Consider the following 14724-nt stretch of genomic DNA (forward strand, 5'->3'; position numbering starts at 1 on the left):
GCCGGGGACGGGCGGGCGGCCCGGCTGTTCACCGAGATCGCCCACGACGAAGCCCAAAGCCCTCGGCGGGCCGTGAGCGGACCCGCCGGCCCTCCGTGCGCGCCCTCGGATCGGCACTCTCCGTGTCGGCCTCTGCTCGGTTTCATCGCCGCGTCCCAACCTCGCGCGCCGACGTTGGCCGACAGAACAGGTCCGCTCGCGGTGCGGCTCGCGATGCTTGGGCGATGCGTCGACCAGAGGTGCCCGCCCTGACAGAACGCCGTGCCGCGGCGAACCGCGACAAGCGACGGGCCGGGGCTCGGCCCGCGGCCCGCGAACAGGCGCGCGAGGCCGCGTTGATCGCCGACATCGAACGGCTGGTGTGCTGCGAATCCCCGTCCGACGATCTGGCCGCGGTCGCCCGCAGCGCGGAGGTGGTCGCCGAGATCGGCGCCCGGCACCTGGAGGCCGAGGCGGAGCGGGTCGTCATCGACGGGCGCACCCATCTCCGTTGGCGTTTCGGCGCCGAACCGCGCGTCCTGCTGATCGGGCACCACGACACGGTGTGGCCGATCGGCTCGCTGGAGACGCACCCGTTCCAGGTCCGCGACGGGGTGCTGCGCGGACCGGGATGCTTCGACATGAAGGCGGGGCTGGCGATGGCGTTCCACGCGTTGGCGGCGCTGGACGACCTGGACGGCGTGACCCTCCTCGTCACCGGTGACGAGGAGCCGGGGTCGCCGTCGTCACGGCGGCTCATCGAGAACGAGGCGCGGCGGTGCGCGGCCGCACTGGTGCTGGAAGCAGCCGGGCCCGGCGGGGCCCTGAAGACCGAGCGCAAGGGCGTGTCGCGCTACGAGGTGCTGGTGCGGGGAAGGGCCGCGCACGCCGGCCTGGAGCCGGAGCGCGGCGTCAACGCGACGGTCGAGGCGGCCCGCCAGATCACGGCCGTGGCGACGCTGAGCGATCCCGCGCTGGGCACGACCGTCACGCCGACCCGTCTGGAGGCGGGCACCACGGCGAACACCGTTCCCGGATCGGCACGCTTCGACGTCGACGTCCGGGCGGGGGCGGCCGCCGAGCAGCACCGCGTCCACAGGGCGATGCAGGCCCTGCGGCCGGGCCTGCCGGGCGCCGCTGTGCAGGTCAGGGGCGGCCCGAACCGGCCGCCGCTCCCCGCGGCGGCTTCGAAGCACCTGATCGCGCGCGCGCCCCGGCTCGCGGACGACCTCGGGGTCGGCCCGCTCGCCTCGGTCGCCGTCGGCGGCGCCTCCGACGGGAACCTCACCGCGGGTGTCGGCACGCCCACCCTCGACGGACTGGGGGCGGTCGGCGGCGGCGCGCACGCCGATGACGAGCACCTGGTCGTGGCGGAGTTGCCGAAGCGGACGCGGTTGCTCACCGCGCTGGTCGCCGAACTGCTGGCGGCGGAGAGTCGTCCGTCCGGACGAACCGGGCCCCGCCGTCCGGTGCTCGCGGACCATCCGCGGGACGGCGCCGGCTGCGAGCATGGCCGGCGTGACTGATCTCATCCGCGACCGTCGCGAGTCCCCGCCCGTCGACGCGGCGTGCGCCGCGGCCGAGGCCGCCGCGCGAGCCGCGGGCGTCGGCATCCGCCCCCTGGACAGGGTCGGCGAGCTCGAGGCCGTCCGCCGCCTGTACGAGCACATCTGGCGCACGGGAGAGAACAATCCTCCGGTGACGGCCGACCTGCTGCGCGCGATGACGAAGGCGGGCGGCTACGTGAGCGGCGCCTTCGACGACGGGGAGCTGGTGGGAGCCTGCTTCGGCTTCTTCTCCCCGCCGGCGCGCGAGGCCCTGCACAGTCATATCGCCGGGGTGCTGGCGCACACGCAGGGACGCAACGTCGGTTTCGCGCTGAAGCTGCACCAGCGTGCCTGGGCGATGCTGCGCGGCGTCCGCGAGATCTGCTGGACCTACGATCCCCTGGTGCGCCGCAACGCGTACTTCAACATCGCCAAGCTGGCCGCCGATCCGGCCGAGTACCTGGCGAACTTCTACGGTCCGATGGACGACGACATCAACCGCAGCGACGCCACCGACCGGGTCCTGGTCCGGTGGCGGCTGGAGACGCCCGAGGTCGAGGCGGCCTGCGACGGCGGGCCCAGGATGACCGATGCGGGGGCCGCCCGCGCGGCGGGGGCGGCCGTGGCGCTGAGCGCCTCCGCCGCGGGCGGCCCGGTCGTCGGGCACGCCGGCGCGCGCACCGTGATCGTCGGCGTCCCCGGCGACGTCGAGGCCCTGCGGGTGAGCGACCCGGCCTGCGCCGCGGAGTGGCGCACGGCGGTACGGGAGGTTCTCGGCGGGCTGATCGCGGACGGCGCGCGGGTGCGCGGATTCGACCGGACGGGCTGGTACGTCCTGGACAGGCGGGAGGCGGAGTGAAGCTCACCGGGGTCGAGATCCGCACCATCGAGGTGCCGCTCGTGTCGCCCTTCCGGACGTCGTTCGGCACGGAGACCGTGCGGCGGGCGCTGCTGCTCCGCGCCGTCACCGACGAGGCCGAGGGATGGGGCGAATGCGGCGCCGGGACGGCGCCCCTGTACTCCTCGGAGTACACGCACGCCTCCGCCGACGTCCTGAGACGTTTCCTGGTGCCGGCGTTGGCCGGGGTGCCGGACCTGGACGCGCACAAGGTCGCCCCGGCCCTGGCCCCTTACAAGGGCCACCGCATGGCCAAGGCCGCGTTGGAGATGGCGGTCCTGGACGCGGATCTCCGTTCCCGCGGCGTCGCTCTCGGCCACGCCCTCGGCGCCGTCCGCGACACCGTGCCGTGCGGGGTGTCCGTGGGGATCGCGGAGTCGATCCCCGCCCTGCTCGACACGGTCGCCGGATACCTGGAGGCGGGCTACCTGCGGATCAAACTGAAGATCGAACCCGGCTGGGACGTCGAGCCGGTCCGCGCCGTGCGCGAACGGTTCGGCGACATCCTGCTGCAGGTCGACGCCAACACCGCCTACCAGCGCGGCGACGCCCGGCACCTGGCCCGGCTCGACCCGTTCGGCCTCCTCCTGCTGGAGCAGCCGCTGGCGGAGGACGACCTCCTCGGACACGCGGACCTCGCCACGCGGATCACCACACCGATCTGCCTCGACGAGTCGATCGTCTCGGCCCGCGCCGCCGCCGACGCGATCGCGCTCGGAGCCTGCCGGGTGGTGAACATCAAGCCGGGCCGCGTGGGCGGTTACCTCGAAGCCCGGCGGATCCACGACGTCTGCGCGGCGCACGGCGTCCCGGTCTGGTGCGGCGGCATGCTCGAGACGGGCCTGGGGCGCGCCGCCAACGTCGCGCTCGCCGCGCTGCCCGGGTTCCTCCTGCCCGGCGACACCTCCGCGTCCGACCGCTACTACCGGACCGACATCACGCCGCCGTTCCGCCTCGAGGACGGGCACCTCGCCGTGCCGACCGGACCGGGACTCGGCGTCACCCCGATCCCGGACATCCTGGATGCCGTCACGGTCACGACGAAATGGGTGCCGATCGCCGCAAAGTGATTCCCTTTTGTTCTGTTCGACAGATCGGATAGCGTGATTTCGTCATGCAGAACGAACGGCGACCTCCACGTGCCGCGCTAGCTTCGGGCGCATGCCCGCACCCGTGACCGGCCTCCCGCGAGCCAGCCTCGCGCGCGTCCTGGAGGAACTCGGAACCACGCTGCTCGACGTGGTCTGCGGCGACGTCGAACTCGCCGGCGACATCGGCGGCGTCGTCATCCACGACCCGCTCGACGAGCCGGAACTGCCGGACAACGCGCTGGTGCTGGGCGTCGGCCTGCATGACCCCGCCGACATCGCGCGGGTGGTGACCCGGCTCGGGCGGCGCGGCGCGGCCGGGCTGGTGGTCCGCGCGCCCGTGGCACCCGACGAACGGCTCGTCGCGGCGGCGCGCGAGTCGGGGGTGGCGGTCCTCGCGTTCGCCCGGGGCGCATCGTGGACGCACCTGGCGGGGATGCTCCGGAGCCTGACCGCCGACAGCGGCCTGCACGACACCGACGCCCACGCGTTCGGCCGGATCCCGTCCGGCGATCTCTTCGCGGTCGCCAACGCCATCGCCGCGCTGCTCGGCGCGCCCGTCACCATCGAGGACCGCAACTCCCGCCTGCTGGCCTTCTCGAGCCGGCAGGAGGAGGCGGACCTGTCCCGGGTCCAGACGATCCTGGGCCGGCAGGTCCCGGAGCGGTACACCCGCATCCTGGAGGAGCGCGGGGTGTTCCAGGCGATCTACCGCAGCGACGGCCCCGTCTTCGTGGCGCCGCTGCCGAGGACGGGCGACGCGGAACAACCGCCCGCGCTGCCCCGCGCGGCGATCGCGGTGCGCGCCGGGGACGAGATCCTCGGCACGATCTGGGTGATGGTCCCCGAGCCCCTCAGCGAGGAGCGCGGCCAAGCGCTCTACGAGGCGTCCAAGCTCGTCGCGATGCACATGGTGTGGCACCGCGCCGACGCGGACATGGAGCGGCGGCTGCGGGCGGAGTTGCTGAGCACCGCCCTCGAAGGCGGGCCGCAGTCGCTGGAGGCGGTCCGCCGCCTCGGCCTGAAGGACGAGCGTGCCGTCGTCCTCGCCCTCACCGTCGTCGGTTCGGCCACCGAGCAACCCCTGCCCGCCCAGCTGGCCACCGAGCGGAAGCGGCTCGCCGACGCCTTCGCCATGCACCTGTCCGCCATGCACCCGCGCGCCGCCGCCGCGCTGATCGGCGACGTCTCCTACGGCATCCTCCCCTTTCCGCAGAGCCGGCAGGAGGCCGAGGAGCGCGCGGTCCTGATCGCCACCGAGTTCCTCGCCCGCGTCGGGTCCCGCCTGCGCCCGCTGATCGGGGTGGGACGGCTCGCCCCGGACAGCTCGGCGCTCGCCCGATCGCGGTCGGGGGCCGATCGGGCGCTGCGCGTCCTGCGGTCCGGAGTCGCCGGGCGGCAGGTGGCCCGGCTGGACGACGTCCACGTCGAGGCGCTGCTGCTCGAACTCGCCGATCTCGTCCCACGCGGAGACCTCCCCAGCGGCCCCATCGCGCGCATCGCCGCCTACGACGCGGAGCACCAGACCAGTCTGGTCGACACGCTGCGTGCCTGGCTCGACGCCTTCGGCGACGTCGCGGTGGCCTCCGCCGCGATGTTCGTGCACCCCAACACGTTCCGCTACCGGCTCCGGCGCGCGGCCGAGGTCGGTGGCATCGACCTCAACGACTCGAACGCGCGCCTCTCGGCCATGCTGCAACTGCGCCTGATGTCCATCAGGTCGGTCCCGGACGACTGAGACGGCCCGACAGGCCGAGCGTCCTGACAAGGAACGCCAACCATTCGGCGTCCTGCGCGACCGCGACGTCATGGGAGGTCGCCGCGCCGTGGCCGGCGTTGTCGAAGACGTGCAGCAGGATCGGCGCCTCCCCCTCCTGGGCGGCCTGCATCCGTGCGGCGAACTTGCGCGCGTGCCAGGGCCGGCACCGCGGGTCGGTCGCCCCGGCCTGGATGTAGACCGCCGGGAAGACACCGGGGGCGACCAGCTCGTACGGCGACAGCCGGAGGAGCCGGCGCACCTCCGCCGGATCGTCCGGGTCCGCCCAGGCCTTGCGGATGACGAAGTCGAGATAGGGGTCGCGGGTGCCGCCGACGAGGTCCAGCAGGGGCTCCCGCGGCAGCACGGCACGCCACAGGTCGGGCCGCGTGGTGACGGCGACCCCGCACATGAGCCCGCCGTCGGATCCGCCGGTCAGCGCGAGCCGGCCGGCGGTCGTGACGCCCTCGGCGATGAGGTGCTCGGCGACCGCGACGAGGTCGGCGTCGCGGACGTGTCGCCGCTCCCGGTGCGCGGCCCGGTGCCAGTCCCGGCCGAACTCGCCGCCCCCGCGCAGGTACGCCTGGACGAGGACGCCGCCGGCGGCGACGAAGGCGGCCATGTCGGGCTGGTACTGGGGCAGGAGGGGCACGTTCGCCGCGCCGTACGCGGAGATCAGTGCCGGCGCCGGGCGCGCCGGGTCGCTCCCGGCCGGGCGCACCACGTGGTACGGGACCGCGGCGCCGTCGGGCGCGACGGCACACCCCGCTTCCAGCTCGGCGTCGAGGGTGACCGCCGGGGCCGACAGCGTCTCGAGCTCCGCCTCGCCCGGGCGGTGCCGGTAGACGCCCCAGGAGCTGGTCAGCGTGGAGAAGGCGAAGACGAAATCGTCCGCGGGAGCGCCGAGGGCCAGGGCGGTCAGCGGGAAGAAGGGGGCGGCGAGCGCCCCGCGGCCGGGGAGGGGGACCTCTCCGTTGGTGGCGCCCGAGCGATCGATGATCCGGACCTTGGCGAACGTCTGGTCGAACTCGCTGAGGTACAGGTGCTCGCCGACCGGGAAGAGGGACCGCAGCACCGTGTCGCCTTCCGGGACGAGCTCCGTCCACTCCGCCGGGTCGTCGGCGTCCGCCGCGTCGAGCGGGATGGCGACCACCCGCCCGCGAGGGGCGGCGACATCGGTCACGGCGATGTAGTGGTCGCCGACGATGTGGCCGGCGACCGTCCCGGGGCAGGCGGTGACGAAGGGTCGCCACGCCGTCCCGGGCTCGGACAGGTCGCGAACCGCGACGGGTATGGGGCTGCCCACTCGATGGGCGGCGACGGCCCACCGGCCGTCCGGCGAGATCTGGACGAGCGTGTACTCCCGGGAGCCTTCCCCGACCGGGATCGGCTCCACGGTGGTGTCCGGCGTGCCGAGCCGGTGGAAGAAGACCGCCTGCCGGAACTCCCGCGGTGAGCCGGTGAGGGCGAAGAAGTAGAAGCCGCTGCTGTCGGGCAGCCACGTGACACCGCCGGCCCACGCGCTGTGCAGGACCTGCTCCGGCGCGCCGTCGAGCACCCGCCCCGAGTCGACCTCGATGAGCCGGATGGTGTTGTGCTCGCTGCCGTCGGCGCAGACGCCCAGGGCCAGGACGCGGCCGTCCGGCGCCGGGGCCAGCCAGGACAGGACCGCCGGGTTCTCCTCGCCGCCGAACTCGGCCAGGTCCGCCACCGGCCGTCCCGTGCCGAACGGCCGGTCGGCGACGACGACCAGGGGCGCCGCGGCGTCCGGCGGGGTCACGGCGCGGAACCAGCGGCCGGCCGCGCATCTCGGCAGGGCCGGGCGGGACCCGCCGTGGTACGCCTCGACCAGGTCACGGACGGCCGCGGGGTCCTGCCCGTCGTAGATGACGGCGGTGGCGAGTTCGGCCTGCCGCCGCTGCCATCGCCGCACCTCGTCGGTTTCCCGCTCCAGCCAGCGGTACGGGTCCGGCACGCGGACGCCCGCGACGTCAGCGACGACCCCGACCGTACGAGTGGGCGGATAGGGAAGGGTCACGGTGCCTCCGTCTCCTCATCGTGCGCGGACTGCTTTGCGTCTGGCCCCGCGGCCGCGTCTGGCCCCGCGGCTGCGTCCGGCCCCGCGGCCGCGTCGAACTCCGCGGCTGCGTCGAACTCCGCGCGGAGCCGCTCGAACGCACCGGGGACCCGGGTGACCCGGCGGACGTGGATGAACGCGTCGTAGGCGGCCGGGAAGTCGTCGACGGGATCGAGACCGCCGTTGGCGAGCGTGCCGTCGGCGCCGTCGAAGAGCCCGCTCGGCGCACGATGGAGATCCACGACGGCCACGGGCGGGCCGATGCGGTCCAGCCGCGCCTCGATGCAGTTCGGCGGCAGGCTCCGCGCTCCAAGGGAGACGTCGCAGTCGAACGGGCGCGGGGAGCGCTGGGTGAACCGGACCTCCGGACCGGAGCCGTAGGTCATCCCGATGACGACGAGGTCGGCTCGCAGGGAGGCGGAGAGCAGGCCCCCCATCATCGTCCGGTCCAGCAACGGCGAACGTCGGACGTGCGCGTTGTGCGCGCTCACGACGATGCGCCGTTCTCGGCGGAGGATCCAGCTCACGGTCTCCGCCATGAACACGTCCCGCGGGTAGGGACCCGCCGGGGGCGCGTCCAGCTCCTCGACGAACGCCCGGAGCGAATCCGCACACCGGCGCAGGACCTCGTCGTCGAGCAGGAGCGCCCGCTCCCCCACCTCGCGGAGGCCTTCGAGCAACCGGGCGCGGTCGGCGCCGGGCATGGCCTCGAAGCGGACCGCCGCCTCCGTCCGGCCTCCCAGCTCGCTCAGGCGAAGGAGCTCCTCGTCACCGGGGAGTCCCGGCATCCGGTCGAGGCAGGCGCGGACCGCCGGCCCGGGTGACGTGGACGAGCCGGGAAGGTCCATCCCGTAGAAGGCGACCTTCGCCGGGCTCGCGGAATTCCAGCGGCGCATCCAGCGCAGCTGCCGCCGCATCGGCTCGCACTCGCCGAACCGGTAGGTGATGCCGTCGCGGGCGACCGCCTCGAGCCGCCCCGGTCCTCCATGGATCCACTCGTCGACGGCCAGCCCCTCGGCGAAACCGGACTCCATCACGAAGCCGGTGAACCCGAGTTCCCGGACGAGGATCCGGAAGAGCCGGTGCCTGAGCTCGTAGAACTCGGTGATGCCGTGCGCGCCCTCGCCGATGGCCACCACCCGGGCATCGCCGACCAGGTCACGCACCGTCTCGACGTCATCGAGGTCGACGGCGTCCGGGTCGGTCCGGCGGATCGGCCGGGCGAACGCGCCCACGTCGGGGATCACGGGTGCTCCTTGAAGCCGGTGGAGCCGGACTAGCCGTGGAAGTACCACTGCTCCGGCGTGTACAGGAAGCTGAGCAGGGCCTTGAACGACGCCGGCGGACCGGACAGGGTGTCCTTCCACACGACCAGGGTGTGGGGGGTCGGGAGGAAGAGCACGGGCAGGTCCTCGGCGAGGCGGGTCACCTCGGTCGACAGGACCTTCGCGTCCGCTCCGAACGTCGACGCGTCGATCAGCTTGTCCGCCTCGGCGTCCTGGAAGCCGCCCAGGTTGAAGCTGCCCTCCGTGTTGAACACCGTGTTGCTGCTCGGGTACCCGGCCGCGAGGTACAGCGACCCGTTGTCCTGCATCGCCCACTCGTTCTTCTTTGCGGGCGCGAAGGTGTTGCCGTAGTTGGCGTACATGTAGTTGAGCGCCTTGGTCACGATCTTGACCTCGATACCGAGCCTCTTGGCGGCCGACGCGAACGCGACGTCGCGGGCGCCGACATAGGCCGGGGTGTTCGCGGAGGCCAGGGTGAAGCTGATCGTCTGGCCCTGCGGAATGCCGGCGCCGCACTCCCCCGGCCCGGTGCCGGGGCGCACGCAGGTGGTGGATCCGTCCGGCACCACCTTCCAGCCGTTGTCGGTCAGCAGCTTCTCGGCGGCGGCGGGGTCGTGCGGATAGGGCGGGTTGTCACCGAAACGGGGCGGGTAGGGGGAGTCGCTGCCCGCCGTGCTGTAGTTCAGGGAGCCGGCACCGTTGTAGATGCCCCTGCTGGCGATGTAGCCCCGCTGGTCGATCAGGCGCTGCAGGGCCTGCCGGACGTACGCCTGCGAGATGACCTTGCCGAAGTTGTTGACGGTGTTCTTGAAGTTGATGGTCAGCGAGTCGAACCTGGCGGGCGCAGGGGCGCCGTAGACGTTGTACCCCTTCGCCTTCAGCGCGGGAATCTGGGCGACGAAGCCGGAGTCCAGCGTGCCGACGGTCAGGTTGCCGGCTTTGAACTGGTTGAGCACCGCGGCGGCCGAGGTGAACGCCTTGAAGTCGATCCGGTCGAGCCGCGACGTGCCCGGGCCGCTGTAGGACTTGTTGGGGACCAGAGAGAACGAACCGGTCGTCGAGTCGAAGCTCTTGAGGCGGTACGGGCCGTTGACCACCTGCCAGAGCGGGTTGCTCGCGAACGTCGACTGGGACCCGGACTCCTTCGTGAGGTACTTGTAGATCGCCGTCGCGTTCTTCGGCTTCGTGTAGTCCAGGTGCGGCCCTCCGGCGCGGGCGATGTTCCACCGGGTGGAGGGCATCACGTACAGCAGCGTCAGCATGGAGAGCAGGTACGACGGGTTGTACGCGGTCTTCAGCTCGAGAGTGAGCGTGTCCGGTGTGGCGGCTTTCGCGGTGACTCCGTCAGGGAACTGGCCCGGGGTGTAGAAGCTCCAGTTGGCCGGGCTCTCCGCGAGCGCGGCCTTGAGCAGGGCGAGGGAGAAGACGACGTCCCCGGCCGTGACCCGCGCGCCGTCGGACCACTTGTAGTCCTTCATCTTGATGGTCACGGTCTTGCGGTCGGGGCTGTAGGCGGGGTCCTCGGCCAGGCTCGACCCGGCGTCCACGATCTTGTCGCCCTCTCCGCTGGGCCGGTAGAGGGAACGCCACATCAGCCCGCGGCCGATGACGGTCCCGTTGGCGGACGCCGGCGGGTAGGGGTAGATGAAATTGGGGCTGAGGCCGGGGGTCAACGCGACCGTGACCGTCCCGCCGTTCTTGGGGTGGCCCGCTTGTTTCGGCAGGGTGTCGTAGCTGCGGGCGGCGTCCTTCGTCGCGCTGCCCGCGCCGCTGCACGCCGTGACGAGCACGGCGACCAGGGTGAGCGCTACGAAGATGCGTCCTCGCTGCTTACCGGACACTTGCGTCATTGATGGCTCCCTGCATGTGGGATGGAGATGCGCCGAGGGGGGAGGCAAGGGGGGGGTGCGGGGCCGAGCCTCCGCGCTGTGGGTCGACGATGTCTCACCGGCATCCGGCGCTGGTTCGGTGGACCCGACGATTTCCGGCGCCCGCATTCGTCACGCCGCACAGGTCGGGCTGCGTCCGTCCCTCAGTCGGCCCGTCTCCCGACCGCGTCCCGGAGCGCGTCCGCGAGCAGGTTGAGCGCCAGCACCGTGAGGATGATGCAGCCGCCGACGGGGTAGATCAGCCACCAGTAGCCCGCGGAGATGTAGGTGACGCCGCTGGCGAGCTGGCTGCCCCAGTCCGCGGTGGGGTACGTCAGGCCGAAGCCCAGGAATCCCAGGGCGGCGACGACGAGGATCGCGTCGGCGACCTGGAAGGTGATGTTGACGATGATCACGCCGAGCGCGTTCGGGATGAGATGCGTGAGGACGAGCCGCCGGCGGGACGACCCCATCACCCGCGCGGCCAGCACGAACTCCCGTACCCGCAGCGTCAGCACTTCACCACGGACCAGCCGGGCGGAGACGAGCCAGGAGAACCCGCCGATGACGAGGCTGAGCGACAGCGCGTTCGCGTGGAACCGCGCCGAAAGGATCAGGACGAAGAACAGGAAGGGCACCGAGAGCATGACGTCGACCAGGCGCATCAGGATCCCGTCGACCACTCCCCCCGCGAGTCCGGCGACGGCGCCGTAGACGGTGCCGATCGTGGTCGCGAAGAGCGCGGCGAGGAGCCCGATCTGCAGGGACACCTGGCCGCCCTCCATCAGCCGTCCCAGCACGTCGAACCCGTTCGTGTCCGTCCCGAGCGGGTGTCCCGGGCCGGGGGGCAGGGCCGCGTTGAGCGGGTCCACGGCGGTCTGGTCGGTGCGGTAGAGCAGCGGGCCGAGGAAGCAGGTCCCGGCGAGGAGGACCAGGAGCAGGCCGCCGGTGAGACCGAGCGGGTTCCGCCGCAGGCGACGCAGCACCGACCGCGCCGCGGGATGTCCCGCCTTCGCGACCTCGGGCTCGGCCGCTGCCGCGGCGTCCGTCGCGGTGGTCATGGCGTCCACACGTCGTGAGGTCATTTTCTCAGCTCGATTCGGCGGTCGGCGACCGCGACCACGAGGTCGGCGACGAAGTTGCCGGCCACGGTCAGGACGCCACCGATGAGGGTGTAGGCGAGGAGCACCGGGTAGTCCTCGCGTTGCAGGCTGTTGAGGAACAGCAGTCCCAGGCCGGGATAGTTGAAGAGCGACTCGACGATCAGGTTCCCCGCCAGGAGCGTGGGGACGAGCGTGCCGACCAGCGTGATCAGCGGCAGGCAGGCGTTGCGCAGCAGGTGGCGTACCAGGATCAGTCGCTCCGGAAGTCCCTTGGCTCGCGCGACCCTGATGTAGTCCTGGCCGAGTTGGTCGAGGGCGGACGAGCGCTGGTACTGGGAGAAGATCGCGACGCCGGTGGCGGCGAGCGTGATGACGGGAAGCGCCATGGCCCGCGGATCGGTGAAGATCACCCATGGCGAGTGCGACTGGGACGCCTCGGCCGGGAAGACCGGCAGGGACTGGCTGAAGACGGCGATCAGTATCAATCCCAGCAGGAACGACGGCGTCGCGTAGAGCACGTACGACGCCGCCGTGGCGACCCGGTCGATGACGGTGTTGCGCTTCACCGCCTGCAGGATGCCGAGCGGGACGGCGATCAGGAGCGCCAGGACCAGGCCGGCCGATGACAGCATCGCGCTGCGGCCGGCGTTGCGTTGCAACAGCGTGCCCACATCCGCGTTCAGCTTGTAGGACCTCCCCAGGTCCGCGTGCGCGAGCTGGCCGAGGTACCTGACGTACTGCACGACGACCGGGCGGTCGAACCCGTGTGACCGGTCGAAGTCCGCCACCGCCTGGGGCGAGGCGCGCTGCCCCAGGACGACGCGCCCCGGGCTGTCGGAGACGAGGTGCAGGAGGAAGAACACCACCGCGGAGATCCCGAGCAGGACGAGAAGCGAGATCGCCACGCGCCGGACCACGTACCAAGTCATCTGTGCGAATCCCCTCTCCGCGAGATCTGCGCGCGTGTCCGTGCCGGTGCGTACCTGGAATGCGTCATCGCGTCGTCGGCTCCGCTGACTGCTCGGGCTGCAACGGGTAGTGGCAGGCGACCTGGTGGGTGTCGGTGACCGGCGTCAAGGGGGGCTCCGTCTCGGCGCACAGCTCGGTCGCCAGCGCGCACCGGGTGCGGAACCGGCAGCCGCTGGGCGGATCGATGGAACTCGGCAGCTCGCCTCGCACCCGCGCGCCCGCCCGGGGACGCCGCTCCTCCGGGTGCGCCTCCGGGACCGCCGCGAGCAGCCCCGCGGTGTAGGGATGCGCGGCGGCGCCGTACACCTCCTCGGTGGTGCCCGTCTCGACCAGCTTGCCCAGGTACATGACACCGACCCGGTCCGCCAGGTACCGCACGACCGCGAGGTCGTGTGAGATCACCACACTGCTGAGCCCCCGTTCGAGCTGGACGCGGCGCATCAGGTTGAGGACCTGGGAGCGGATGGAGACGTCCAGCGCGCTGACCGGTTCGTCGGCGACCAGCACCTTCGGCTCCAGGGCGAGCGCGCGGGCCAGGCCCACGCGCTGCCGTTGCCCTCCGGAGAGCTCGTGGGGGTAGCGTTCCATGACGCTCGCGGGCAGGCCGACGTCCCACAGCAGCTCGCGGGCGCGAGCGGTCCGCTGGGCGCGCCTGCCGACGCCCTGGATCGCCAGGGGCTCGCGCAGGATCGTGCCGATGCGCATCCGGGGGTCGAGGGAGGCGTTCGAGTCCTGGAACATCATCTGCAGCCGAGTGCGGCGCGGCCCGAGCGCGCGTGCGCCCAGCCCGGTGACCGGCTCGCCGTCGAAGATCACCTCGCCGGATGTCGGCCGGTCCAGGGCCACGAGCATCCTGCCCAGGGAGGACTTGCCGCAGCCCGACTCCCCGACGAGCCCGAACGTCTCGCCGGCCGCCACATCGAAGCTCACGCCGGAAACCGCCTTCACGGTACGGCGCCCGCCGAAGAGACCCGCACCGCCCGCCGGGTACTCGCGCTCGAGGTCGACGGCGCGCAGCCGTGGCACCTCTCCTCGTTCGGCGTGGATCGCCGGCGGGGCGGCGAACCGCGCGTGGACCGGCGCCGTCGGGCCGGTGGGCGGATGCCAGCACGCATGGGCATGGCCGTCCTCGTCCGCCGTCGGTGCCGGGTGCTCCTTACGGCACCGATCCGTCGCGGCGTCACAGCGTGGCGCGAAGGGGCAGCCCGCCTGTGCCACGGTCAGGTCCGGCGGCGCGCCCGGGATGCTGAAGAGCTCCTCGCGCCGGTCGTGGGTCAGCGACGGGATCGAGGACAGCAGCGCGTGCGTATAGCGGTGCCGCGTCCGGCCGAAGAGCACGGAAGTCGGCCCGGACTCGGCCAGCCGACCGGCGTACATCACCCCGACGCGGTCGGCATGCCGGGCGATCACCCCCATGTCGTGCGTGATGAGGATCATCGACATGCCCAGCCGGGACCTGAGGTCGTCGAGGAGGTCGAGGATCTCCGCCTGGATCGTGACGTCGAGCGCCGTGGTCGGCTCGTCGGCGATGACGACCCGCGGCTCGCACACCAGCGCCATCGCGATCATCACGCGTTGCCGCATGCCTCCCGAGAGCCGGTGCGGATGGTCGTCCATCCGCTCGGCCGGCCGCGGCAGCCCGACCAGGGCGAGCATCTCCTCGGCGATCCGGCGCGCGGCCCGCCTCGACGCGCCGTGGTGCAGACGCACCGGTTCGGCGACCTGCTCGCCGATCCGCCGAGTCGGGTTCAACGCCGTCATCGAGTCCTGGAACACCATCGCGATGTCGTTGCCGCGAACGGCCCGGTACCGCGCGGCGGGAAGCCCGACGAGCTCCTCGCCGCCGAGGTCGATCGATCCGCCGGTCACCCGGCCGCCGGCCGGCAGCATGCCCATGATCGCGAGACCCGTCATGGACTTGCCGGACCCGGTCTCACCGACGATCCCCAGGGTCTCACCGCGGTCCAGTACCAGGCCGACGTCCGAGACCGGGCGGACGACCCGTTCGCCTCGGCGGATCTCGACCGACAGATCGCGGATCGTCAGTACCCGATCGCCGTTCCCGGGCCCGCGCGCGTCCTCGGAACCATCGGCCGTACGCGCGGCAGCGCTTTCCTTAGCCACCCGACGATAGTGGGGCGCGGGCCCCTGGT

General features: G+C 72.4%; 10 protein-coding genes. 4 read left to right on the forward strand and 6 right to left on the reverse strand.

Annotation, left to right across the window (positions count from 1 at the left end; all coding sequences use genetic code 11):
• Window positions 1-224 precede the first annotated feature (224 nt).
• The 4 genes from ABZ914_RS10910 (at window position 225) to ABZ914_RS10925 (ending at window position 5250) form a co-directional block, all read left to right on the forward strand.
• Window positions 225-1505: a M20 family metallopeptidase gene (locus ABZ914_RS10910; RefSeq protein WP_500192813.1), complete on the forward strand. Its 1281-nt coding sequence runs from the start codon at window positions 225-227 to the stop codon at window positions 1503-1505.
• Window positions 1498-2385 carry a GNAT family N-acetyltransferase gene (locus tag ABZ914_RS10915; RefSeq protein WP_500192814.1) on the forward strand — a complete coding sequence of 296 codons (888 nt, stop codon included), beginning with the start codon at window positions 1498-1500 and terminating at the stop codon, window positions 2383-2385. Before ABZ914_RS10910 ends, ABZ914_RS10915 begins: the two co-directional genes overlap by 8 nt.
• Window positions 2382-3494: an o-succinylbenzoate synthase gene (menC, locus tag ABZ914_RS10920; RefSeq protein WP_500192815.1), complete on the forward strand. Its 1113-nt coding sequence runs from the start codon at window positions 2382-2384 to the stop codon at window positions 3492-3494. Before ABZ914_RS10915 ends, menC begins: the two co-directional genes overlap by 4 nt.
• A gap of 91 nt (window positions 3495-3585) precedes the next feature.
• A complete protein-coding gene (locus ABZ914_RS10925) occupies window positions 3586-5250 on the forward strand; it encodes a PucR family transcriptional regulator (RefSeq protein ID WP_500192816.1) in 1665 nt (554 codons plus the stop codon).
• Here ABZ914_RS10925 and ABZ914_RS10930 read toward each other — a convergent pair.
• The 6 genes from ABZ914_RS10930 to ABZ914_RS10955 form a co-directional block, all read right to left on the reverse strand.
• Window positions 5228-7306, reverse strand: coding sequence for a prolyl oligopeptidase family serine peptidase (locus ABZ914_RS10930; RefSeq protein ID WP_500192817.1), 2079 nt, complete (start codon window positions 7304-7306; stop codon window positions 5228-5230). The genes ABZ914_RS10925 and ABZ914_RS10930 overlap by 23 nt on opposite strands.
• Complete coding sequence (locus ABZ914_RS10935) at window positions 7303-8592, reverse strand: erythromycin esterase family protein (RefSeq protein ID WP_500192818.1); 1290 nt, start codon at window positions 8590-8592, stop codon at window positions 7303-7305. Before ABZ914_RS10935 ends, ABZ914_RS10930 begins: the two co-directional genes overlap by 4 nt.
• Window positions 8593-8621: 29 nt before the next feature.
• Window positions 8622-10481 (reverse strand): ABC transporter substrate-binding protein, encoded by a 1860-nt coding sequence (locus ABZ914_RS10940; RefSeq protein ID WP_500192819.1) that lies wholly within the window; start codon window positions 10479-10481, stop codon window positions 8622-8624.
• A 182-nt stretch (window positions 10482-10663) separates the two neighbouring features.
• Complete coding sequence (locus ABZ914_RS10945) at window positions 10664-11584, reverse strand: ABC transporter permease (RefSeq protein WP_500192820.1); 921 nt, start codon at window positions 11582-11584, stop codon at window positions 10664-10666.
• Window positions 11581-12531 (reverse strand): ABC transporter permease, encoded by a 951-nt coding sequence (locus ABZ914_RS10950; RefSeq protein ID WP_500192821.1) that lies wholly within the window; start codon window positions 12529-12531, stop codon window positions 11581-11583. Before ABZ914_RS10950 ends, ABZ914_RS10945 begins: the two co-directional genes overlap by 4 nt.
• A gap of 64 nt (window positions 12532-12595) precedes the next feature.
• Window positions 12596-14695: a dipeptide ABC transporter ATP-binding protein gene (locus tag ABZ914_RS10955; RefSeq protein WP_500192822.1), complete on the reverse strand. Its 2100-nt coding sequence runs from the start codon at window positions 14693-14695 to the stop codon at window positions 12596-12598.
• Window positions 14696-14724: the final 29 nt, after the last annotated feature.

Source organism: Spirillospora sp. NPDC046719 (assembly GCF_040645715.1).
In the GTDB taxonomy this organism is placed as follows: Bacteria; Actinomycetota; Actinomycetes; order Streptosporangiales; family Streptosporangiaceae; genus Spirillospora.

Bases quoted from the DNA above. Each gene is read 5' to 3' on its own strand.
- ABZ914_RS10925 (WP_500192816.1), top strand. From the start codon at position 3,586: ATGCCCGCACCCGTGACCGGCCTCCCGCGAGCCAGCCTCGCGCGCGTC.
- ABZ914_RS10945 (WP_500192820.1), bottom strand. From the start codon at position 11,584: ATGACCTCACGACGTGTGGACGCCATGACCACCGCGACGGACGCCGCG.
- ABZ914_RS10910 (WP_500192813.1), top strand. From the start codon at position 225: ATGCGTCGACCAGAGGTGCCCGCCCTGACAGAACGCCGTGCCGCGGCG.
- ABZ914_RS10950 (WP_500192821.1), bottom strand. From the start codon at position 12,531: ATGACTTGGTACGTGGTCCGGCGCGTGGCGATCTCGCTTCTCGTCCTG.
- ABZ914_RS10940 (WP_500192819.1), bottom strand. From the start codon at position 10,481: ATGACGCAAGTGTCCGGTAAGCAGCGAGGACGCATCTTCGTAGCGCTC.